Here is a 22,378-nt window from a genome sequence, read left to right as displayed (position 1 = left end):
GGAGGCTACCGTCCGGTGACCCCCCGCGCGCCGCGCCGCCCACCTGCGGTGTGCTCCCGGTCGGCCGGGCGGGTAGGTTTCGACAGAGCCACCGGCGCAGGTGGCGTCCCGACCCGGTCCCGTGAGCACGAGGGAGTGCAGGTGCGCGAGTTCACCGTTCCGCCGATCGTCACCGTCGGCGATTCGGCCAACCTCACCGATCCGGTCTGGGACAACGCCGAGACCGCGCCCGACGCGGTGCAGTTCGCCCGCCGCGACGCTGCGGGTGGCTGGGCCGACGTGACCTGCCGGCAGTTCCGCGACGAGGTGGCCGCGGTCGCGCGCGGGCTGGTCGCCGCCGGTGTGCAGCCGGGCGACCGGGTGGCGCTGATGAGCCGCACCCGTTACGAGTGGACGCTCGTCGACTACGCCATCTGGGCGGCAGGTGCGGTCACCGTGCCGATCTACGAGACCTCCAGTGCCGAGCAGGCAGCCTGGATCCTGGGCGACTCCGGCGCGGTGGCCGTCGTGGTGGAGACCACCGCGCACGCCACGCTGGTGGCCGGCGTCCGTGACCAGTTGCCCGCCCTGGCCCATGTCTGGCAGATCGACCTGGGTGGCGTGGACGACCTGGTGACCGCCGGCGCGGAGGTGGAACCGACCGAGATCGATCGCCGCCGCGCGGCCCTGCGTTCCTCGGACGTGGCGACCATCATCTACACCAGCGGCACCACCGGCCGGCCCAAAGGCTGCGTGCTGACCCACCGCAACATGTACGCCGACATCGCCAACGCCGTCCCGGTGCTGCCGAACCTGTTCGGGCCGAACGCCTCGACCCTGCTGTTCCTGCCGCTCGCACACGCCTTCGCCCGGCTCATCCAGATCGGCGTGGTGCAGGCCCGGGCGACCATGGCGCACTGCTCGGACACCAAGAACATGGTCGCCGAGCTACAGGACTTCAAGCCGACCTTCGTGCTCTCGGTGCCGCGCGTCTTCGAGAAGGTCTACAACGGTGCCAAGCAGAAGGCCGAGGCGGGCGGCAAGGGCAAGATCTTCGCCCGGGCCGAGGCGGTCGCCATCGCGTACAGCGAGGCGCTGGAGACGCCCGGCGGGCCCGGCCTGGCGCTCCGTGCCCAGCACGCGCTCTTCGACCGGCTGGTCTACGGCAAGCTGCGGGCCGCGCTCGGCGGGCGCTGCCGCGACGCGATCTCCGGCGGCGCGCCACTCGGCGCCCGGCTCGGCCACTTCTTCCGGGGCATCGGCGTGACGGTCTGCGAGGGCTACGGCCTGACCGAGACCTCTCCCGCCGCCTCGGCCAATCTGCCCGGATCCACCCGGATCGGCACGGTCGGTCGGCCGCTGCCCGGTGTGACCATCCGCATCGCCGACGACGGCGAGGTCCTCATCGCCGGTGATCTCATCTTCCAGGGGTACTGGCACAACGACGCGGCCACGGCCGAGGCGCTCACCACCGACGGCTGGTTCCGCACCGGCGACCTGGGTTCGCTCGACGGTGACGGATACCTGACCATCACCGGCCGCAAGAAGGAGATCATCGTGACGGCCGGCGGCAAGAACGTCGCCCCGGCCGTGCTTGAGGACCAGGTCCGGTCGCACCGTCTGGTCAGCCAGTGCGTCGTGGTGGGCGACCGGCAGCCGTTCATCGCCGCGCTGGTCACCCTGGACGAGGAGGCTCTGCCGGGCTGGCTGGAGTCGGTCGGTCTACCGGCGGACACCGGGATCGAGGAGCTGCGTCAGCACGACGGTCTGCGCGCGGAGATCCAGGCTGCGGTGGACCGGGCCAACGAGTCGGTCTCCAAGGCCGAGGCGATCAAGGTATTCCGGGTGCTGCCGCACGACTTCACCGAGGCGACCGGGGAGTTGACCCCGTCGCTGAAGGTCAAGCGCCAGGTCGTGCACAAGACGTACGCGGCGGAAATCGCCGATATCTACCGCGGCTGACTACCATCCGTCACGTGCCCGCCTCCACATCCGCCCTGGCCCGCTCGCACCCGCTCGCCGCGGCGGCGCGCGTCGTCGTGCTCACGCTGGTCGCCGTCCTGACGCTGTTCGCCACCCGCGACGTCACCCAGCTGTGGTGGATCGTGCTGCTGGCGCTGGCCGGGCTCCCGGCGATGCTGGCCCCCCAGCACCGGCTCGTCGGTCCACTCAGCCGGGTGGCGGAGGTGGTGGTGCTCGGCCTGGCGGCCAGCCAGGTCGCCGCGGTGGCCACCGTCGGCGGCCACATCGGCGGGCTGGGCGCCTCCGCGGTGCTGCCGTATCTCGCGGTGCCGGTGACCGTCACGGCGCTGCGTCGCCGATTCCGTGAGGGTGCGGCGCTGATCGCCGTGACCGCCGGCAGTCTGCTGGTCGCCGGCGCGGTCACCGAGGTCGGCGGGGTTCGCCAGCTCAGCCAGCCCGGGTATCTCGCCGTCTGCGCGCAGTGGCTGATCCTGGCCGCCCTCGGTCTCTACGCCGCCGGCACCCTGCACCGGGTCATGCAGGTCCGCCACGACAGCAAACCCCAGCCGTACGCCGAGGCGACCCGGCTGCTGACCCAGCTGCGTACGGTGGCCCGCCAACTGCCCGGCGCCACGCTGGACCCGGGCGGCATCTCCGAGCACCTGTTGGAGGAACTGCGCACGGTGGCCCGTACCGACCGGGGCGCGGTGCTCTCCGCCAGCGGTGGTGGCCGGCTGGTGGTGCTCGCCCAACTCGGTGCGGACCGGGTCGACTGGGAGACCACCATCGACGCGGACTCGGCCATCGCCGACGCCTGGGCCAGCCAGCAGTCGCAGACCTCGGCCCGTTCGCAGTCCCGCTCGCACCGGGGCGGGGAGGTCTCGGCGCTGATCGTGCCGCTGGTGGCCGGGTTGCGCACGGTGGGTCTGGTGGTGCTGGAGACCGACACGGCGCACGCGTACCCGCCACCGGTGGTGGCCCAGGTGACCGGGCTGACCGGCCCGGCCGCGCTGCGTCTGGAGGCCGCGCTGCTCTTCGACGAGGTGCGCTCGCTGGCCACCAACGAGGAACGGCAGCGGCTGGCTCGGGAGATCCACGACGGGGTGGCCCAGGAACTGGTGATGGTGGGCTACGGCATCGACAACGCCCTGGCCACCGTGCACGACGACGCCGAGGAGACCGCCGAGTCGCTGCGCCTGCTGCGCCACGAGGTGACCCGGGTGATCACCGAGCTGCGGCTGAGCCTGTTCGAGTTGCGCAGCGAGGTTGACCGGCACGGTGGCCTGGCCGCCGCGATCGCCGAGTACGCCCGCACCGTCGGCGCCTCCGGCGGGCTGCGGGTGCACCTGTCCCTGGACGAGTCCACCGCCCGGCTGCCCGCCGCGACCGAGGCCGAGTTGCTGCGCATCGCCCAGGAGGCGGTCACCAACGCCCGCAAGCACGCCGGTGCGGCCAATCTCTGGGTCACCTGCGAGGTGGACCCGCCCTACGCGCAGATCGAAGTGTCGGATGACGGTCACGGCATAGGTGACCAGCGCTCGGACGGGCACTATGGTCTTGCGATCATGGCCGAGAGAGCGGAACGTATCCGAGGCCGGTTGGAGATCAGGCCGCGGCAGCCGAGCGGGACGACCGTCGCGGTGGTGGTCGGTTCACCGCCCCGGCGCGATAACGTTCGCGGTAGCGCCGCCGCTGCAGAAGGGGAGTAAGCCGAGGATGACCACAAGCCCGACACCGGCAACCCGTACCAAGGTCCTCCTTGTCGACGATCACGATTTGATCCGCAAGGGCCTGCGGCACGCCTTCGAGCGCGACCGGCAGTTCGAGGTCGTCGGCGAGGCGGCCACGGCGGCGGAGGGCGTCCGGCAGGCCGGTGCCCTGCAGCCGGACGTGGTGATCATGGATCTGCGGCTGCCCGACGGCAGCGGCCTGGAGGCCACCCGGGCGCTGCGCAAGTCCAGTGCGTCGATGGGCATCGTGGTGCTCACCATGTACGCCGGCGACGACCAGCTCTTCGGTGCCCTGGAGGCCGGCGCCAGCGCGTTCGTGCCGAAGACCGCGCCGGCCGACGAGGTGGTCGCCGCCGCCCGGCACGCCGCCTCCTCCCCCAGCGCCTTCACCGCCGCCGACCTGGCCGAGGCGATGAAGCGTCGACTCGCCCCGTCCGGGCCGCAGCTCTCCCCCCGCGAGGGACAGGTGCTGCGGCTGCTCGCCGACGGGATGAGCGTCGCCGGCATCGCCAAGCAGCTGTTCGTCAGCGAGTCGACCGCCAAGACCCACATCTCGAAGCTCTACGAGAAGCTCGGCGCGGCCAACCGGGCGCAGGCGCTGATGACCGCGCTGCGGCTCGGTCTGCTTGAGGCACCGGACGCGCCGAAGTTCTGACCGGCGCGGCACCGACGGGGATCCGTGTCCCGCCACGGCGGGGCACGGATCTTCGCATTCATCGCCCTCTGACACGAACGGCTATGGCCTCCCTTGCGAAAGCGGGGCAGAATACCCGCCGGGGCGGCGTCGCCTCCGTGGGCGTGCGAAGGGGTGAGGGCATTGCAGCGGCCGGACTGGGCACCCGAGACTATCGATGTCGAACGTCCCAGCGTCGCCCGCATGTACGACTACTACCTCGGCGGCTCACACAATTTCGCCGTGGACCGGGCGACCGCCCGCGCGATGGTGGCGGCGGTGCCGCAGGCGCCGCTGATGGCCCAGGCCAACCGTGCTTTCCTGCGCCGGGCCGTGCAGTTCCTCACCGACGCCGGCATCCGGCAGTTCCTGGACATCGGCTCCGGCATCCCCACGGTGGGCAACGTGCACGAGATCGCGCAGCTGCACGCCCCCGACTCGCGGGTGGTCTACGTCGATGTCGACCCGGTCGCCGTGGCGCACAGTCGGGAGATCCTGGCCGGCAACGACCGCACGGCGGTCATCCAGGAGGATCTGCGCCAGCCCGACCGGATCCTGGCCCACCCCGACGTCCGCGCGATGCTCGATTTCTCCCAGCCGATGGCCGTGCTGGTGGTGGCGGTGCTGCACTTCGTCTCCGACGACGACCGGCCGGCCGAGGTGCTGCGGACCCTGCGGGCGGCACTGGCTCCCGGCAGCTACCTGGTCCTGTCCCAGGCCAGCGACGACGGCCGGGACGAAGCCGAGCGGGCCGAGGCCGAGGAGGTCTACCGGCGCACCGACAGCCCGCTGTGGGTACGCAGCCGGGCCGAGCTGACCGGGTTCTTCGACGGCTTCGAGCTGGTCGAGCCCGGCGTGGTGTGGGTGCCGCAGTGGCGTCCGGAAACCCCGGAGAGCGCCGAGGACGCCGAACGGGCGGTGTTTCTCGGCGGGGTCGGGCGCCTCGGTGGGTGAGCCGCCGGACGGCCAGCCCTGCGCCGGCGTGTTCGCCCGCGCCTGGGCGAAGGCGGTAGCGGGCACCAGCTATCTGCCGATGACCCACGCCCAACTGGAGCTGCTGCTGCAACGGCTCACCGACCTGCTGGCCGAGGCGCTGCGGGCGGAGCCGCTCGACCTGCGGGTGGGGCACAAGGTCGCCGACGAGTTGGTAGCCGCGCACATCGTCTCCGCCGAGGCGCTCGGCCGGACCGTGGAGGTGATCCAGCTTCGGCTGGTCCGCGACCTCGACCTGGTCTCCGACGACATCGAGGACCGGATGGCCCGGCTGCTGGGCGCGGTCGCCACCGGATACGCCCGGGCGCTGCGTGACCGGACCCTGGACGAGCAGGAGTCCATCCGCCGGGCCGCGATGACCGCCCGCGTCGAGGCGGAGCAGGCCCTGCGGGCCAGCGAGGCCCGCTTCCGGCACCAGGCCACCCACGACCCATTGACCGACCTGCCGAATCGCACGCTCTTCGCCGAACGCCTCGCCGCCGCCGTCGACGGATCGGCCGGCAGCGGCCGCCGGGTCGGGCTCTGCTTTCTCGACCTGGACCGGTTCAAGCGGGTCAACGACTCGTTCGGGCACCAGATCGGCGACCGGGCCCTGGTGGCGGCGGCGCAGCGCCTGCGGCGGGCGGTCGAGCCGCACCTGGTCGCGAGGCTCGGCGGGGACGCCTTCGTCGTCCTCGTCGAACGCTCCACCGGCACCGGTGACGTGGTCGCCGTCGCCGAGGCGGCGCTGGCCGCGCTCTCCGAGCCGGTGGTGGTCGACGGGCATGACGTGACGGTCACGGCGAGCGTGGGCATCGTGGAGCGCCGGGTCGCGGGCACCTCTCCGGACGACCTGATGCGTGCCGCCGGTAGCACCCTGCACTGGGCCAAGTCGGCTGGCGGCGCGGGGTGGGCGCTGTACGACGCGGAGCGCGACGGGCGGGAACAGGCCCGTCAGGAGCTGAGCGCGGCCATCCCGGCGGGCCTGGAACGGGGTGAGTTCTTCCTCGACTACCAACCGTTGACCTCGTTGCACGACGGCTCGCTGCTGGGGGTGGAGGCGCTGGTCCGGTGGCGTCACCCACGGCTCGGGGTGCTGCGGCCGGACAAGTTCATCGGTCTGGCCGAAGAGACCGGGTTGATCGTGCAGCTCGGTGGGTGGGTGCTCGCCGAGGCATGCCGTGAGGCGGTCGGTTGGACGTCCACCTCGGGCCAGCCGCCGTACGTCAGCGTCAACCTGGCGGTCCGTCAGGTCCGCCGCCCCGGTCTGGTGCAGGAGGTGCGGTCCCTGCTGCGGCGTACCGGCCTGCCGCCGAACCGGCTCCAGCTGGAGATCACCGAAAGCACGATGATGACCACCTCCGAGGAGCCGGTACGCGCCCTTCGTGCCCTCGCCGACCTGGGCATCCGGATCGCCATCGACGACTTCGGTACCGGCTACAGCAACCTGGCCTACCTGCGGGATCTGCCGGTGACCGAGTTGAAGGTGGCCGGTGAGTTCGTTCGCGGCCTACGCACTCCCGAGGCCCTCGCCGACGAGCGGATCCTCGCCTCGCTGGTGTCGCTGGCGCACGCGCTGGACCTGACGGTCACCGCGGAAGGGGTGGAGACGGGCGGACAGGCCGAACGGTTGCGGGCGATCGGCTGCGACGCCGGTCAGGGCTGGCACTTCGGCCGCCCCGCCTCCCCCGATCACATTCTCGCCCGCATCCGCTGAGCCCGCCTCCGGTGGCCGGTCTCAGCCGGCGAGCAGCGTGGACAGGCGTAGCGCCTGCGTCTCCCAACGCCACTCCCGCTCCACCCAGGCCCGGCCGGCGGCGCCGAACTGCCGGGCCAGGTCCCGGTCGGCCAGCAGGGTGGCCACCCGGTCGGCGAGTTCGGCGAGATCCCGACCGTCCACCACGTAGCCCGTCTCGCCCTCGCGTACCGCGTCCGGGGCACCGCCGGAGTTGCCGGCCACCACCGGCAGACCGGTCGCCGACGCCTCCAGGTAGACGATGCCGAGACCTTCGACGTCCAGTCCCCGGTTGCGGGTGCGGCACGGCATGGCGTAAACGTCCCCGGCCGCGTAGTGGGCGGGCAGCTCGGCCGAGGGCACCGAGCCGGTGAAGACCACCTCCCGCTCCACCCCCGACTGACGGGCCAGCCGGGCCAGCGTGGTCCGGTACGGCCCGCCGCCGACCACCAGCAGCGCGGCGTCGGGCACCCGGCGGCGGATCAGCGGCATCGCCCGGATCAGCATGTCCTGGCCCTTGCGGGGCACCAGCCGGGACACGCAGACCACCACCGGCCGGTCGGCCAGGCCGAGCCGGTGCCGCACCGCGCCGCCGTCGACCGACGGATGGTAGACGTCGGTGTCCACGCCGGGCGCGAGCCGCCGCAGCTCGGTCAGGCCGTCCAGCGCCCGAGCCAGCCGGGTGCGGGTGTACTCCCCCAGGTAGGTGACCACGTCGGTGTCCCGACCGATGCGTCGCAGCGCCGTCCGGGCCAGTGGCAGCGCCGCCCAGCCGACCTCGTGGCCGTGGGTCAGGGCGACGACCCGCCGGATCCCGGCCCGCCGGCGCAGCCCGGCGGCGAGCAGGCCGAGCGGAGCCGCCGCGCCGAACCAGACCGTGTCGCATTCGTACGACCGGGCCAGCTGGGCGGCCCGGCGGGCCACCAGCGGGGTGGGCAGCAGCACCTTGGTGCGCTCCCGCACCACCTCGAACGGTTGGTCGGCGTCGAACTTCTCCGCGCCGGCCCAGCGTGACGCGTACACCACCACCGAACCGGCCGGCTGACGCACCGCGAGGTTGTGCACGAACGACTGGATACCGCCCGGCCGGGGCGGAAAGTCGTTCGTCACCAGCAACGTGCGTTGATGATTCGCTCGCTGACGCTCGCTCACCGGCCAACCTTTCGGGCGTACGCGCGGGCAGCGGCGATCCGCTCCACGGTGGACGGATGAGACGCCGAGTAGAGGTACTCCCAGCGGGGCGGGTCGGGGTCGGAGAGGTTGACCGCGGACAGCCGCCGCTGCATCGACTCGAATGCCACCGGGTCGCCGGTCAACGCCAGCGCGTGCGCGTCGGCGCGGGCCTCGACCCGCCGCGACATCAGCGACTGCACCGGGGTGAAGACCAGCCCGGCCACCGTCACCAGGGCGAGCAGCAGCGGAAACGCGCGGGGTTGAGCCACCGAGTCGACACCGGCCAGGCGCAGCAGTGGGGGCCAGGATCCGATCAGGTAGAGCGCCACCACCGCGGCGGCGGCGCCGAGCGCGCCGGTGAGGGTGCCCACCGATACGTCCCGGTCCCGGGCGTGGCCGAGTTCGTGCGCCACCACCGCGGTCACCTCGGCCGGCGTCGCCTCGCGCAGCAGGTTGTCGTACACCACCACCCGGCGGGTCGGCCCCAAGCCGGAGACGTACGCGTTGACCGCCCGGGTGCGCCGGGAGGCGTCGGCGACCAGCACGTCGCGCACCGGCACTCCGTCGCGTTCGGCCAACTCCATGAGCTGGCTGCGCAACGGCGAGGGTTCCATCGGGCTGAACCTGTTGAAGACCGGCTCGACCAGCACCGGCAGCACGAAGGAGAGCAGCACCACCAGGGTGGCGGCGCCGGCCGCGCCGAACGCCCACCACCAGCGCGGGGCGAGTCGGATGACTGTGTAGAAGCCGAGCAGGGCCACCGCGCCGATGACGGCACTTACCGCGTACGACTTGAGCAGGTCCACCGCCCAGCCGCCCCAGCCGTTGGTGGCCAGCCCGTAGCGGGTGAGCACGCTGTGTCGCCAGGCCGCGAACGGCAGCGTCACCAGGTCGGCGACCAGCACCACGGCCAGACCGCCGAGGATCGCCTGCGCGATCCAGTGCCCGCCGAAGGGGCGCCCGGCCAACTCGACCAGGCGACTGCCCAGCGGGGTCAACCCGAGCGCGAGTGCCACCAGCAGGCCGACGCCGAGGGCCGCCCATCCGCCGGGACGCAACGCGGATCGGAACTGCCGGGCGTGCTCCACCTGCCCGGTCGGCAGGTCACGCAGGGCGGCGAGCTGGTCTGCCCGGGGAGCCGGTGGGCGCTGCCACGGGACCAGCACCAGTGCCGCCACGACCAGCGCGACGCCCAGCCCGGCCAGGGTCAGCACTGCCCACCCCCGCGGGCTCACCGCGACGCCCCGTCCGGCACCGGCGACCCGCCGCAGCGAACGCGAACCGACCCGTCGCCCCCCGTGCGCCTCATACCGCCGCTCCTGTCGCCATGGGCGCCCATCCTATGTCCCGGCGGGTGCCCGCCCCGCGCCCGTCGACCCACCCGCACGGCCGGCCCAGGACCGGCGCAGCCGGGCTCAGGACCGCGACAGCCGACGCACCAGCGAGTCCGCCCCCAGCGGGTACGCCCCGTGCCGGCGTACCCCGTCGGCGACCTCACGATCGGAGGACACCACCACCACGGGGCGGCCGGGCGGTTCGGCACGGACCAGTCGGCGGATCAACTCGTCGGCGGTCTCACCCTTGCGGGAGAACAGCACCCGTACGCCGCGCGGGGCAGGTGGCAGGCCGTGCACTCGTTCGGCGCCGTCGAAGACCACGGTGACCTCGTCACCGGTCTGCGCGGCGATCCCGCCGAGGCCGGTTACCAGCCGCTTGCGCTGCTGTTCCAGCGACATCTCGCCGAAGCCACGCTTGGTCACGTTGTAGCCGTCGACCACGAGGTGCGCCCGGGGCAGGGCCAGCAGTTGATCCAGCCGGGCCGGGTCGTCGGTGTCCTGGGCTCGGGCCGCGGCAGCGGTGGCGCCCGGAGAATCAGCGAAGGAGTCGGCCACGAAGTCGGCGGGCAGCCGGTCGACCGGGTCCAGGGCCAGCTCCCGACGCAGCCCGAGGGCGGCCTGACCGATCGTCTCCAGCAGCAGCCACAGTCGTGCGTCGTCGACCGAGCGGGCCTCCTTGGCGCTGCTGCGGGCCGCTCCGGCCGCCGCCTCCGCCTCGGCCAGCCGGGCTCGGGCGCGACGCAGTTCGGCGTCCGCGTCGGCGGCGGCCCGCGTGGCCCGGCCCCGCTCGGTGGCCAGCAGCTCGTTCGCCCGGCGCTCGCGGGCCTGGCTCTCCCGGAGCGTACGGGCCAACTGCCGGGCCTCCTCACGCAGCTGGCCCAACTCCTCGCGCACCCGGGCCAACTCGTCGCGGAGCTTGTCCGCCTCCACCCGGGCCACCGCCCGGTCATGCTCGGCCCGGGTGGCCCGCTGCTCGGCCTGCCGAACCAGTTCGGCCACCACCGCGGTGTCCGCCTCGGCGCGGACCGCCGCCCCACTGGCGTCGATCAGCTCCCGCCAGCCGCGCGGGCGGGCCAGGTAGGCCAGGGCGGCCACCTCGACCGGGTCGGCGGCGGCGGGGGCGGTGCCCTCCACCACTGCCGTACCCAGGTCACCGGCATCGGTCAGGACCCGGGCGGTGACCCGCTGCCGGAACAGTGGATCGGCGGCGAGTTGAGCGGCGATCATCGGCGCACCGAGCCGGGCGCGTCGGTTCGGGGCGAACTTGGCGACCCGGCGCAGCGGCACGGGCACCTCGTCGGCGGGCAGACCGGGCAGCACCGCGGCGGTGAGCGAGATGATTCGCTGTCGCACCGGCTCGGGCAGGCTCGGCTCCGGCTCCGGCTGCCCCGGCTCCACCGACCCGGAATCCGTCACCGCCGGGGCGTCGGTGGCGTCCTCACCGTTCGCAGGAACCGCGACGACCTGCTCCTCCTGCGGGAGGTTGTCGTCGTGCGGCTCGGTGAGGGGCATGTGGCAAGTCTCCCACCGCGACCGGGCCCACCGCCCGGTGAGTGAGCCGATCTCTCATCCTAGACCCGGGAGTTGCCGGTGGGACGGATGGGGCGCGAGTGTCGGACCGGACCGTTACGGTGCCGCGGATGGCAGCACAGGAGTTCCTGCAACCGGCGCTGGCCGGGCTCGATCCGACCGTCGGCGGTGTCGACCCGGCGCTGCCGCTGTACGCGACGACATTCGTGGTGGTCGACCTGGAGACCACCGGCGGAGCTCCCGACGGTGGCGGCATCACCGAGATCGGCGCGGTCAAGGTGCGCGGCGGTGAGGAGCTGGGGGTGCTGGCCACCCTGGTCAACCCCGGGGTGCCGATTCCGCCCTTCATCACCGTGCTGACCGGCATCACCCAGGCGATGCTGCTGCCGGCACCACCGATCGAGCAGGTGCTGCCGAGCTTCCTGGAGTTCGTCTCGGATGCCGTGCTGGTCGCCCACAACGCGCCCTACGACGTCGGCTTCCTGAAGGCGGCCTGCGCGAAGCACGGCTACCGCTGGCCGAACCCGCGGGTGCTGGACACCGCGGCGCTGGCCCGGCGGGTGCTGCTGCGTGACGAGGTGCCCAACCGCAAGCTCGGCACCCTCGCCGCGTACTTCCGCGCCGCCACGCAGCCGACCCACCGAGCCCTGGACGACGCCCGGGCCACCGTCGACGTGCTGCACGGGCTCATCGGACGCCTCGGCGGGCACCGGGTCGACACCATCGGCGACGCCATCGAGTTCGCCCGCGCGGTCACCCCGACCCAGCGGCGCAAGCGGCACCTGGCCGACGGCCTGCCCCGCTCCCCCGGGGTCTACATCTTCCGCGCCGCCGACGACCGACCGCTCTACGTCGGCACCTCCCGGGACATCGCCACCCGGGTGCGCAGCTACTTCACCGCCGCGGAGAAACGCGCCCGGATCTCGGAGATGCTGGCCGCCGCCGAACGGGTCGAGGCGGTGGAGTGCGCACACTCGCTGGAGGCCGAGGTGCGGGAGCTGCGGCTGATCGCGGCGCACGCGCCACCGTACAACCGCCGGTCGAAGTACCCGGAGCGGGTGGTCTGGCTGAAGCTGACCGACGGGCCGTACCCCCGGTTGTCGGTGGTTCGGGAGATCTCCCCGGGCGACCGCGCCTACCTCGGCCCGTTCACCTCGCGACGCGCCGCCGAGCTGGCCGCCGCCGGCTTCCACGACGCGGTCCCGCTGCGGCAGTGCACCCACCGGCTGTCGCTGCGCACCGTCACGCCGGCCTGCGCGCTGGCCGAGCTGGGCCGCTGCCCGGCACCCTGCGAGCATCGGATCTCTCCCGAGGAGTACGACGCCCAGGCGGTCACGCCGTTCGCCACCGCCACCACCGGCGACCCGCAGCCGGTGGTGGACGCCCTGCTCGCCCGGATCGAGGCACTCTCGGCCGGCCAGCGCTACGAGGACGCGGCCGTGCTGCGCTCCCGCCTCGCCGCGGTGCTGCGGGCCGCCGTACGCATGCAGCGCCTCGCCGCGTTGAGTGGGCTCGCCGAGGTGGCTGCCGCCCACCCGGCGGCCGGCGGCGGCTGGGAGCTGGCGCTGATCCGGCACGGGCGGCTCGCCGGGGCCGGGGTGTCCCCGCCCGGCGTCCACCCTCGACCGACATTGGCCACCATCCGAGCCACCGCCGAGACGGTGCCACCCGGGCACGGTCCGGTACCGGCCGCCAGTCCGGAGGAGTCCGAGCGGATCCTGTCCTGGTTGGAGCGACCGGAGACCCGGCTGGTCGAGATGTCAGCCGGTTGGTCCTCCCCGGTGGCCGGGGCGGCACGGTTCCGGGACCTGTTGACCAAGGCCGAGAACGCGGCGTCCCGGCAACTCTGGTCCGAACGCTCATGAGCAACTGTCCGATCGGACTACGTCGACTCACTTACTCTGTTAAGGAAGTGCAGTCCTGCCCGTTTCGAGGGTCTGCTCCCGCTTGCCGGATTCCGGTGGTGGTGCAGCAGGCGTGAGGGGGTGTCCCAGGTGGACGTCAACGCCGGACACGGCGGCGCCCTGGGCGGTGCGCTCCCGACACAGCCCGGCGAGCTGCCCCTGACCAGACGACTCCGTTCGCTGCTGACCTGGCCGAGCGCCGAGACCGAACCGGTCGGCCAGCTGGTACGCACCCACCGCGCCATTCACGCCGGTGCCGACCCGGCGGTGCTGCGCCGCGCCTACACCATCGCGGACAACATGCACCGCGGCCAGTTCCGCAAGAGCGGGGAACCGTTCATCACCCATCCGCTGGCGGTCGCCCAGATCTGCGCGGAGCTGGGTATGGACACCACCACCCTGGTCGCAGCCCTGCTGCACGACACGGTGGAGGACACCCGCTACACGTTGCAGGCCCTCGCTGAGGACTTCGGCCACGAGGTCGCCCACCTGGTCGACGGGGTGACCAAGTTCGACAAGGCGTTCTACGGGCAGGCCGCCGAGGCGGAGACCATCCGCAAGATGATCGTCGCGGCCGGCAAGGACGTCCGGGTGCTGATCATCAAACTCGCCGACCGACTGCACAACATGCGCACCCTCGGCGTACGCTCGGCCGCCTCCCGCGAGCGGATCGCCCGCAAGACCCAGGAGGTGCTGGTACCGCTCTGCGACCGGCTGGGTATCCAGACCCTCAAGCGGGAACTGGACGACGTGGTGCTGCTGCACCTCGAACCGGACGAGCACGCCCGCATCGCGCGGCACGTGCATGACCGGCCCGGCTGGGACAACTACCTCGCCGAGGTGGTCGCGCAGGCCAGGGTGGCGCTGCGGCGCAGCCGGGTCGACGCCGAGGTGGCTCCGCGACCCCGGCACCTCTACTCGATCTGGAAGGACACCGTGGCCGGCGACCACGCCGCCCCGTTCGACCTGCCCCGGATCACCATCGTGGTGGACGGCCCGGCGACCGACTGTTACGCCGCACTCGGCGCCGTGCACGGCGTCTGGCGGCCGGTGCCGGGCCGGTTCAAGGACTTCATCGCCTCGCCGAAGAACAACCTCTACCGATCCCTGCACACCAGCGTCTGCGGGCCGAAGAACCGCACGGTCGAGGTGCTGATCCGCACCACGGAGATGCACCGGGCGGCCGAGTACGGGGTGGCCGCCGACTTCCGTTTCCCCCGCTCCGGCGGGACGACGGCCCGCCCGGGGCAGCTCGACTGGCTGCGCCGGGTGCTGGACTGGGAGCAGGATGCGGCCGACCCGGCCCAGTTCCTCCACTCGCTTCGTTGCGACCTGTCCGAGGCGCAGATCCAGGTGGTCGCCGAGGGGCGGCAGATCGTGCTGCCCGCCGGTGCCACCCCGGTCGACCTGGCGTACGAGCTGGGCACGGACCGGGGGGAACGGTGCCTGGCGGCGCGGGTCAACGGTCGGCTGGTCCCGCTTTCCTCCGAGCTTGAGGAGGGTGACGTGGTGGAGATCTTCACCGAGACCGACGAGGAGAGCAGCCTCGACGCCGAGGTGGCTCCCCGGGGGCCGCGTCGCGAGTGGCTGGGGTTCGTCAAGTCGCCGCACGCACAGATGCAGATCAACAGGTGGTTCGCCGAGCACAGCGAGCCGGGCATCTCGATCAGCGACAAGGTACGCCTGGGCCGTGCCACCATCGGGCTGGCCCTGCGTCAGCACAACCGCGGGCTGGCCAGTGATCTGCCGCTGCTGCGGCTGTCGGAGGAACTCGGCTACCCGGATCTGGAAACCCTGCTGGTCGCGGTCTTCGACCGGGTCATCGAGCCGGACGCCGTGGTACGCCAACTAATCGATCTGGTCGACCACCGTCAGTGACCGCCCAGGCCGTACGCGGTACTCGGCGTGGTCCTCGTGGCGCGAGCACGCCTCACGGCCACTAGCCTGGAGCCATGATCCCCCGTACCCGCCGCACCGGGCGCGCCGTCGCGTACCAGGTCTTCTACCGGCTGCCGCTGCCGGTCCGACGTCGGCTGGTCCGGATGGCCGTACCCAAATACATCGTCGGCGCGGTCACCCTGCTCCGGGACAGTGAGGCCGAGGGTGCCGGACGGCTGCTGCTGCTGCGGCAACCACCGGGCCGCGGGTGGACCCTGCCGGCGGGGTTGCTGCAACGCGCCGAGCACCCGGCCGTCGGCGCCGCCCGGGAGCTGTACGAGGAGAGCGGTGTCCGCCTCTCCCCCACCCGACTCACCCCGGCGGTGCCCAACGCCATCGTGCACGCCAAGGGCTGGGTGGATGTGGTGTTCACCGCCGAGGTGCCCGCGTCCAGCACCGAGTTGACCGTGGACGGGGCCGAGGTCTTCGAGGCCGCCTGGCATCCGCTGGACGATCTGCCGAAGCTGACCTGGCCGACCGCCCGCCTGCTGGCGTACTACGACATCGGTCCGCTGGCCGGGCAGTTCCCACCGCCGCTGCCCGACACGACGCCATGACCCGGCCCGGGGGTGCCGAGAGCGACCGTCGGCCCACCCTGCCCGCCGACGGCATCTGCGCGGTGGTGCTCGCCGCCGGCGAGGGCACCCGGCTGCGCCCGCTCACCGAACGGCTACCCAAGGCGCTCTGCCCGGTGGGCAACGTGCCCCTGCTTGACCGGGCGCTCGCCCGGCTCACCGGTCTCGGCCTGAGCGGCCCGGCGGCGGTCGCGGTCAACGCCTGCTACCTGGGCGAACAGGTGGTGCAGCGGGTGGGTGCCCGGGCGTACCTCTCGGTGGAGCCGGGCAGTCCGCTCGGCACCGCGGGCGGGGTGGGACGGCTGCGGGACTGGATCGACGGCCGGGGCGTGCTGGTCGGCAACGCCGACGCCTACCTGGCCGATCCGGCGGCACCGCCCGGCCCCGACATCGCCACGCTGCTCGACGGTTGGGACGGCGAGTCGGTACGCCTGCTCGGCCAGCCGGCCGCCGACCCGGGCGCACCGGGCACCTTCGACGGGCACGTCTTCACCGGTTTCTCGCTGTTGCCGTGGCGGCTGGTCCGCGACCTGCCCGCCACCTTCGGGGACCTGGTACGCGCGGTGTGGCGCCCGGCCGAGGCGGCCGGCCGGCTGACCGTGGTCGGTTACCAGGGCACCTTCATCGACACCGGCACCCCGACCGACTACCTCGCCGCGAACCTGCACGCCGCTGGTGACGGCGGCCTGATCGACCCGGCCGCCACGGTCACCGGCCCCTGCCATCGCTCCGTAGTGGGGGCGGGTGCCACCGTCCGGGGTGCGGTCAGCCGCAGCGTGATCTGGCCGAACGCCCTCGTCGGCGCCGACGAGGACCTGCACGACGTGATTCGCGTCGGTGCCGACCTGACCGTCCGGGCGGCCTGATCCGGCGCTCCGATCCGATGCCGTAACCCCCACCGGCGCCACCGGCCACCGGCATCGCTCCCCCCGCCGTGCACCAGCCCGAATCAGACGTCACCCAGGGTAAGCAGAAGGTCGCCCGCCACCACACCCCCACACATCCTTTGCTCTGCTTCAACCGACGCAACAGTTACCCTCCGTCGTTCGGCGGCAGCGACAGCGCCGAAGCCATGGTGGCGTCGCCGCTGGAAGACGGCCGTTGCGTCGGTTGAAGCAGAGCAAAGCGTCGGCATAGGAGACTGGTCGGGTGGCGGCGAAGAGGACCAACCGTCACTCTACGTGCTAATCACCGAGAGTTGTCGTCCCCGATGGAGCGACGGCTCGCCACAGCGCACTGCATCGGCACCGCACGACTAGCATGGGCTGCGACGCCGACGAACGGAGAACCCTCCAGTGATCACCGCGATCGTGCTGATCGACTGCGCCACCGACGCGATCCCCGAGGTGGCCGAGGCACTGGCGAACCTGCCGGGGGTGAGCGAGGTCTACTCGGTGGCCGGGCACGTCGACCTGATCGCCATGGTCCGGGTCCGCGAGTTCGACGAGATCGCCCAGATCATCGCGGGCAGCATCTCGAAGGTGCCGGGCGTGCTCAACACCGAGTCGCACATCGCCTTCCGGGCGTACTCGCGGCACGACCTGGAGGAAGCCTTCGCCATCGGGCTGGGCAGCACCGACTGAGCCGGTCCACCCCGCACGGGGTGGACCGGCTCGTCGCGTACCGCCGGGTCAGCTCTGCTGCGGCACCGGGGTCTCGGTGACGGTGCCACCCGGAACCGGGGCCTCCTCGGTGAAGGTCTCACCCGGAGTCGGCGTGGTGCCGCCCGGAGCCGGGACGGTGCCACCCGGGCTGGGCGTACCGCTCGGGCTGGTCTCCGGGACCGGGATGCCGAGTTCCTCGGCCAACATCACCAGGGCGTCGTAGTGCGCCTGCAGGACCGGCAGCGCGGTCTGCGCCAGCTGGACCACCTGCGGTTCGGTACCCTGCGAGATCTCCGTCTGGGTCGCCTGGATGGCCTGGACGTGGCCGGCCAGTTCCTGGGTCACCCAGAGCCGGTCGAACTCCTCACCGCTGGCGTTATTGAGCTGGTCGAGACCGTCCTGCTGATCGGTGGTCGGCTCGCTAGGCAGCTCGACGTTTAGCTGTCCGGCCAGATCCTGCACCGACTGGTCCAGTTCGGTGTGGTCCGTGACGAACTGCTGCCCCAGCTCCTTGACCTGCTGGTTCTGGCCCTTCTCCTGGGCCAGCTCACCGGCGGCGATCTCGTACAGGTTCACCTGGTGGACCGCCTGCAGGTACTGGGTGTCCTGTTCCGACGGCTGCGCCGCCGCCTGTGCCGCCGCAGCGGGCGCGACGCCCACCAGCACCAGCGCGGCCAGCAGGCCGAGGCGTTTGATACCCAACATGCTTCCTCCCCGTTGAGACGTTGGACCGCACGGATACCCGGCTGGCCGGGGTTATTCCTGCGATCCGGCGACGACGGGAGACGGCGGCGACGGGTCCGGAAGAGGCGAAACGAACGTGGCGCCCGCCGGAACTGGTCCGGCGGGCGCCACGTCACGTTGCGACGGATCTCAGGAGCGGGACTCCCCGCTGGTGATCTCCTCCCGCTCCGGGCGCGGCTCGACCGGCGGGTGCCCCGGCGAGACCGGAGCCTCGGCCGGGCGCTCGATCGGGTAGAAGAAACCGCGGATGGCCGGGCCGAGCGCACCGAGCCGGTTCATCTTCTTCGGTACCACCCAGCCGGCGTAATCCAGCTCGCCGTGCCCGTTGCCCGCACTGAGCGGCTGGTGCACCTCGACGAACCGCCCGTCCGGCAGCCGCCGGATGATGCCGGTCTCCACGCCGTGCGCGAGAACCTCCCGGTCGTGCTGCTGCAGGCCCAGACAGATCCGGTAGGTGACGTAGTACGCCAGCGGCGGAAGGAGCAGCAGACCGACCCGACCGGCCCAGGTCATCGCGTTCAGGCTGATGTGGAACTTGTCGGCGATGACGTCGTTCGCGCCCGACAGCGTCAGGATCACGTAGAACGTGAGGGCCATGACGCCCAGACCGGTGCGGAACGGGACGTCGCGGGGACGCTGGAGCAGGTTGTGGCTGCGGTAGTCCTTCAGGTGGCGGGCCTCCATGAAGGGGTAGAGCAGGGATATCGCCACCAGGATGCCGGGTAGCACCACCGTCGGCCAGAACAGCGGCGGGATCACGTATCCCTCGCCGATGGGTATGGTGATCTCCCAGTCCGGCATCAGGCGGGTCGAGCCGTCGAGGAACATGACGTACCAGTCCGGTTGGCTGGCCGCCGAGACCACCCACGCCTCATACGGGCCGAACAGCCAGACCGGGTTGATCTGGAACAGACCGCCCATCAGCGCGATCACGCCGAAGACGACCATGAAGAAGCCGCCCTGCTTGATCGCGTAGCGCGGGAACATCCGCTCGCCGACCACGTTGCCGTTCGTCCGGCCCGGTCCCGGCCACTGGGTGTGCTTCTGCTTGAACACCAGGCCCAGGTGCACGGTGATCAACGCGACCAGTAGGCCGGGGATGAGCAGCACGTGGGCAATGAAGAACCGGCTGATGATGATCGTGCCGGGGAACTCGCCGTTGAAGACCGCCGCGGTCACCCAGGAGCCGATCACCGGGATGGAGAGCATGATCGCGGAAGCGATCCGCAGGCCGGTGCCGGACAGGCCGTCGTCCGGCAGCGAGTAGCCGGTGAAGCCGGCCAGGAAGCCGACCCAGAACAGCAGCGAGCCGATGATCCAGTTGGTCTCGCGCGGCTTGCGGAACGCGCCGGTGAAGAAGACCCGCAGCATGTGCACCACGATCGCGGCCATGAACAGCAGCGCCGCCCAGTGGTGCATCTGGCGCATGATCAGGCCGCCACGGACGTCGAAGGAGATGTCCAGCGTCGAGGCGTACGCGGCCGACATCGGCGTGCCCCGCAGCGGGGCGTAGCTGCCGTTGTAGATGACCTCGGTCATCGCCGGCTCGAAGAAGAAGGTCAGGAAGACACCGGTCAGCAGCAGGACGATGAACGAGAAGAGCGCGATCTCGCCGAGCAGGAAGGACCAGTGGTCGGGGAAGACCTTGTTGAGCAGTCGGCGCAGCGGAGTCGCCACCTGGAAGCGGTCGTCGACCGCTCGGGCGGTGTTGCCCGGCACTGCTGCCACGTCAAACTTTCGCCGCTTCACGGCCGCTCCCAGAAGTCGGGCCCGACGGGTTCAGTGTAGTCGGACATAGCCACGAAGTAACCTTCGGCGTCCACCTCGATCGGCAGCTGCGGCAGCCGCCGGCTGGCCGGACCGAAGACGGGCTTGGCGTTGTCGGTGATCAGGAACTGCGACTGGTGGCACGGGCAGAGCAGCCGGTTGGTCTGCTGTTCGTACAGGCTCGCCGGGCAGCCGGCGTGCGTGCAGATCTTCGAGTACGCGGCGTAGTTGCCCCACATGTAGCCGCCGTGGCCCTCGCGCTCGTTGTTGCGGCGCGACGCCTCGGCGTCGTCCTCGCGCAGGTGGATCAGCAGGGTAGGCGAGTCCGCGTACCGGTTGCTGACCCCGTGCTCCACGCCCGGGAAGACGGTGATCTGACCACCGGCGCTGATGTCGGCCGGTCGGATGGGCCGGCCGTCCTCGCGGACCAGCCGGATCTTCTGACCGTCCCGGGGGGCGAACCCGGTGGTCATCATCTGGTCGTCCTTGTGCGGGTCGGAGATCAGCCCGCCGACCAGGGGCGCCGCGGCGACAGCGCCGACCGGCAGCAACCCGGCCAGCAGCGACACCCCGAGCAGCGGCCGACGCTTGACCCCCAGCTCGTCGGCCATGTACGCCATGGTCTCGCCGGTGATCCGCTGGTCCTCGGCAGGCGGGGCACCCTCGTGCCGATCCTGGATCGACACCTCCTTGGGCAGCAGCTTCTTGCCCCAGGTGAGGATGCCGAAGCCGATGCCGAGCAGGGCGACGCCGAGGGTCACCCCGAGCAGCGGGGTGTAGAGCTTGTCGCCGCCGCGACCCGGCTCGTACTCCCAGGGCCACCAGATGTAGATGGCCAGGAAGGCGGTCGCCGCCAGCCCGGTCAGCAGGAAGAAGCCTGCCACCGTGCGGACCAGCCGCCGTTCGGCCTTGGTGCCGGGGGCCACCTGCGGCTCGTAGTGGACGATCTCGATGTCGTCCCGCCGGGCCCCCTCCCGGACGATGTCGAACCGACTCAGCCGGGGGTCGTTCACGTCGAGCGGCTCGCCGCCCGGCAGGGCACGCTGCCCGGTCTGGCTGCTCATGGTCCCCCCGCTCACGACTTGCCCGCGATCCACAGGCTGGCGAAGACCAGCGCGACGATACCGACGAGGAAGATCGCCACTCCCTCGGTGGAGGGTCCGTACCGGCCAAGGTTGAACAGGCCGCCCGGGTCGCCGTCGTCCTTCAGCGTCTGCTGGATGTAGGCGATGATGTCCGCCTTCTGCTCCGGCGTGATCTGGTTGTCGCCGAAGACCGGCATGTTCTGCGGACCGCTGAGCATCGCCGCGTAGATCTGCCGGTCGGTGGCCGGCGCGAGGCTCGGCGCGTACTTGCCCGAGGAGAGGGCGCCGCCACCGCCGCTGAACGCGTGGCACTGCGAGCAGTTGATCCGGTACAGCTCGCCGCCGATCGCGACGTTGCCGTCGGCGTGCAGGTTGTCACCGGCCGGCACGACCGGGCCCCCGCCGAGCTCCTGGATGTACGCCGCGAGCTGGTCGATCTCGTCGCGGGTGAACACCTCGGGCTTGCGCGCCGCCTGGGCCTCCTGCCGGGCCATCGGCATCCGACCGGTGCCCACCTGGAACTCCACGGAGGCGGCGCCGACGCCGATGAGGCTCGGCCCGCGCCCCTCGACCCCCTGCGCGTTGCGACCGTGACAGGTCACACAGCTCACGTCGAACAGCGCCTTGCCGTCGGCGGCGGCGGTGCTCAGCGGCGGGTTCTCCTGGGCGGCAGCGCCGGGGGCGAGGACGGTGTAGGCGCCGCCGGCCAGCATCAGCGCGGCGACCAGCCGGACCGCAGCACCCAGCCGGCGGCGGCCCCTGCTGGGCGCCCCGGGCCGCCCGCGCAGCCGCGCGAGCAGACCGCGTCGGCGGTCGTTGTCAGAAGTCATGACCTGTGTCCTTAACCGGTTGGACCTTGTGTTGCGGGGGGTGGAGCAGCGGCAAGGCGGCTGGCGCGCGCCAAGATCACTGGAGCCAGTAGATCATGGCGTAGAGCGCGATCCACACGACGTCGACGAAGTGCCAGTAGTACGACACCACGATCGCGGCGGTGGCCTGGGCCGGGGTGAACCGACCCATGGTGGTACGGATCATGAAGATCACGAAGGCGATCAGACCCCCGGTGACGTGCAGGCCGTGGAAGCCGGTGGTCAGGTAGAACATCGACCCGTAGCCGTCGCTGTTGATCTTGACGCCGTGGTGCACCAGCTCGCGGTACTCGTTGAGCTGGCCGAGCACGAAGATCAGACCCATCACGAAGGTGATCGTGAACCAGCGCCGCAGCGCGTGGACGTCACCCTTCTCGGCGGCGAACACGCCGAGCTGGCAGGTCACCGAGGACAACACCAGGATCACCGTGAAGGTGGTCGCGTACGGGATGTTGAGGACCTCGGTGTGCTCCGCCCACTGCTCCGGTGCCGCCGCGCGGATGGAGAAGTACATCGCGAACAGCGCCGCGAAGAACATGAGTTCGCTGGAGAGCCAGACGATCGTCCCGACGCTGACCATGTTGGGACGCGTCAGGGAGTGGATCCGGCTCTTGTCAATGGCTGGGGCCGCAGTCACGCGGTCATTATTGCCGTTCACCACGGCCGGCGATCAGCGGGGGGTGAAACCCGGGCCAGGTGTGGCCCGATCGGTACCGTCCGGTTCGCCTGACCTAGGCTGATTGGTGTGCTGCACGTCGATCCGATCTCCCTGGCCGCTCCGCTGCTCACGGCGGCCATGAC

General features: G+C 71.7%; 18 protein-coding genes. 10 read left to right on the top strand and 8 right to left on the bottom strand.

Annotated elements, in window-relative coordinates; all coding sequences use genetic code 11:
- Window positions 1-141: 141 nt before the first annotated feature.
- The 5 genes from O7624_RS24205 to O7624_RS24185 all read left to right on the top strand — a co-directional run bounded on the left by O7624_RS24205 (window position 142) and on the right by O7624_RS24185 (window position 7,033).
- Window positions 142-1,941: a long-chain fatty acid--CoA ligase gene (locus tag O7624_RS24205; RefSeq protein ID WP_282237378.1), complete on the top strand. Its 1,800-nt coding sequence runs from the start codon at window positions 142-144 to the stop codon at window positions 1,939-1,941.
- Between the two features lie 14 nt (window positions 1,942-1,955).
- The gene (locus O7624_RS24200) at window positions 1,956-3,650 is read left to right on the top strand and encodes a GAF domain-containing sensor histidine kinase (protein WP_093401204.1); all 1,695 of its coding nucleotides are present in this window, start codon (window positions 1,956-1,958) and stop codon (window positions 3,648-3,650) included.
- A 7-nt stretch (window positions 3,651-3,657) separates the two neighbouring features.
- Window positions 3,658-4,326 (top strand): response regulator transcription factor, encoded by a 669-nt coding sequence (locus O7624_RS24195; RefSeq protein WP_007072219.1) that lies wholly within the window; start codon window positions 3,658-3,660, stop codon window positions 4,324-4,326.
- A gap of 162 nt (window positions 4,327-4,488) precedes the next feature.
- Entirely contained in the window at window positions 4,489-5,298 is an 810-nt protein-coding gene (locus tag O7624_RS24190; protein WP_093401205.1) for an SAM-dependent methyltransferase, read from the top strand.
- A gap of 79 nt (window positions 5,299-5,377) precedes the next feature.
- Window positions 5,378-7,033 carry a bifunctional diguanylate cyclase/phosphodiesterase gene (locus O7624_RS24185; protein WP_282240742.1) on the top strand — a complete coding sequence of 552 codons (1,656 nt, stop codon included), beginning with the start codon at window positions 5,378-5,380 and terminating at the stop codon, window positions 7,031-7,033.
- A gap of 21 nt (window positions 7,034-7,054) precedes the next feature.
- Here the strand turns inward: O7624_RS24185 and O7624_RS24180 are convergent, their stop codons facing one another.
- From O7624_RS24180 to O7624_RS24170, 3 genes are all read right to left on the bottom strand, one after another.
- On the bottom strand, window positions 7,055-8,203 hold the full coding sequence (locus tag O7624_RS24180) for a glycosyltransferase family 4 protein (protein ID WP_282237377.1): 1,149 nt from the start codon (window positions 8,201-8,203) through the stop codon (window positions 7,055-7,057).
- Entirely contained in the window at window positions 8,200-9,459 is a 1,260-nt protein-coding gene (locus O7624_RS24175) for a M48 family metallopeptidase (RefSeq protein WP_282237376.1), read from the bottom strand. Before O7624_RS24175 ends, O7624_RS24180 begins: the two co-directional genes overlap by 4 nt.
- A gap of 180 nt (window positions 9,460-9,639) precedes the next feature.
- Window positions 9,640-11,073 (bottom strand): NYN domain-containing protein, encoded by a 1,434-nt coding sequence (locus O7624_RS24170; RefSeq protein WP_282237375.1) that lies wholly within the window; start codon window positions 11,071-11,073, stop codon window positions 9,640-9,642.
- A 128-nt stretch (window positions 11,074-11,201) separates the two neighbouring features.
- Between O7624_RS24170 and O7624_RS24165 the strand changes: the two genes are divergently transcribed.
- The 5 genes from O7624_RS24165 (at window position 11,202) to O7624_RS24145 (ending at window position 17,091) form a co-directional block, all read left to right on the top strand.
- Window positions 11,202-12,956 (top strand): DEDD exonuclease domain-containing protein, encoded by a 1,755-nt coding sequence (locus O7624_RS24165; RefSeq protein WP_093401209.1) that lies wholly within the window; start codon window positions 11,202-11,204, stop codon window positions 12,954-12,956.
- 129 nt (window positions 12,957-13,085) lie between these two features.
- Window positions 13,086-14,873 carry an HD domain-containing protein gene (locus tag O7624_RS24160; protein WP_282237374.1) on the top strand — a complete coding sequence of 596 codons (1,788 nt, stop codon included), beginning with the start codon at window positions 13,086-13,088 and terminating at the stop codon, window positions 14,871-14,873.
- 74 nt (window positions 14,874-14,947) lie between these two features.
- A complete protein-coding gene (locus O7624_RS24155) occupies window positions 14,948-15,490 on the top strand; it encodes an NUDIX domain-containing protein (RefSeq protein ID WP_093401210.1) in 543 nt (180 codons plus the stop codon).
- A 38-nt stretch (window positions 15,491-15,528) separates the two neighbouring features.
- Complete coding sequence (locus O7624_RS24150; protein WP_282240741.1) at window positions 15,529-16,374, top strand: sugar phosphate nucleotidyltransferase; 846 nt, start codon at window positions 15,529-15,531, stop codon at window positions 16,372-16,374.
- A 429-nt stretch (window positions 16,375-16,803) separates the two neighbouring features.
- On the top strand, window positions 16,804-17,091 hold the full coding sequence (locus O7624_RS24145) for an Lrp/AsnC ligand binding domain-containing protein (protein WP_093401212.1): 288 nt from the start codon (window positions 16,804-16,806) through the stop codon (window positions 17,089-17,091).
- A gap of 48 nt (window positions 17,092-17,139) precedes the next feature.
- Here O7624_RS24145 and O7624_RS24140 read toward each other — a convergent pair whose 3' ends face one another.
- The 5 genes from O7624_RS24140 to O7624_RS24120 all read right to left on the bottom strand — a co-directional run bounded on the left by O7624_RS24140 (window position 17,140) and on the right by O7624_RS24120 (window position 22,214).
- Complete coding sequence (locus O7624_RS24140) at window positions 17,140-17,817, bottom strand: DUF4142 domain-containing protein (RefSeq protein ID WP_282237373.1); 678 nt, start codon at window positions 17,815-17,817, stop codon at window positions 17,140-17,142.
- Window positions 17,818-17,985: 168 nt separating this feature from the next.
- Window positions 17,986-19,605, bottom strand: a complete 1,620-nt coding sequence (locus O7624_RS24135; RefSeq protein ID WP_210939765.1) for a ubiquinol-cytochrome c reductase cytochrome b subunit — start codon at window positions 19,603-19,605, stop codon at window positions 17,986-17,988.
- Entirely contained in the window at window positions 19,602-20,687 is a 1,086-nt protein-coding gene (locus tag O7624_RS24130; RefSeq protein ID WP_282237372.1) for a Rieske 2Fe-2S domain-containing protein, read from the bottom strand. Before O7624_RS24130 ends, O7624_RS24135 begins: the two co-directional genes overlap by 4 nt.
- 11 nt (window positions 20,688-20,698) lie before the next feature.
- Complete coding sequence (locus tag O7624_RS24125) at window positions 20,699-21,538, bottom strand: cytochrome c (protein ID WP_093401216.1); 840 nt, start codon at window positions 21,536-21,538, stop codon at window positions 20,699-20,701.
- A 76-nt stretch (window positions 21,539-21,614) separates the two neighbouring features.
- Complete coding sequence (locus O7624_RS24120) at window positions 21,615-22,214, bottom strand: heme-copper oxidase subunit III (RefSeq protein WP_093401217.1); 600 nt, start codon at window positions 22,212-22,214, stop codon at window positions 21,615-21,617.
- Window positions 22,215-22,378 lie beyond the last annotated feature (164 nt).

The organism is Verrucosispora sp. WMMD1129, assembly GCF_029581255.1.
Classification (GTDB): Bacteria; Actinomycetota; Actinomycetes; order Mycobacteriales; family Micromonosporaceae; genus Micromonospora; species Micromonospora sediminimaris.
Note: the sequence above shows the minus strand (reverse complement) of the source record. Positions and strands in the feature narration are given on the sequence as shown.

Bases quoted from the DNA above. Each gene is read 5' to 3' on its own strand.
- O7624_RS24185 (WP_282240742.1), top strand. From the start codon at position 5,378: ATGACCCACGCCCAACTGGAGCTGCTGCTGCAACGGCTCACCGACCTG.
- O7624_RS24155 (WP_093401210.1), top strand. From the start codon at position 14,948: ATGATCCCCCGTACCCGCCGCACCGGGCGCGCCGTCGCGTACCAGGTC.
- O7624_RS24140 (WP_282237373.1), bottom strand. From the start codon at position 17,817: ATGTTGGGTATCAAACGCCTCGGCCTGCTGGCCGCGCTGGTGCTGGTG.
- O7624_RS24165 (WP_093401209.1), top strand. From the start codon at position 11,202: ATGGCAGCACAGGAGTTCCTGCAACCGGCGCTGGCCGGGCTCGATCCG.
- O7624_RS24170 (WP_282237375.1), bottom strand. From the start codon at position 11,073: ATGCCCCTCACCGAGCCGCACGACGACAACCTCCCGCAGGAGGAGCAG.
- O7624_RS24195 (WP_007072219.1), top strand. From the start codon at position 3,658: ATGACCACAAGCCCGACACCGGCAACCCGTACCAAGGTCCTCCTTGTC.
- O7624_RS24130 (WP_282237372.1), bottom strand. From the start codon at position 20,687: ATGAGCAGCCAGACCGGGCAGCGTGCCCTGCCGGGCGGCGAGCCGCTC.
- O7624_RS24125 (WP_093401216.1), bottom strand. From the start codon at position 21,538: ATGACTTCTGACAACGACCGCCGACGCGGTCTGCTCGCGCGGCTGCGC.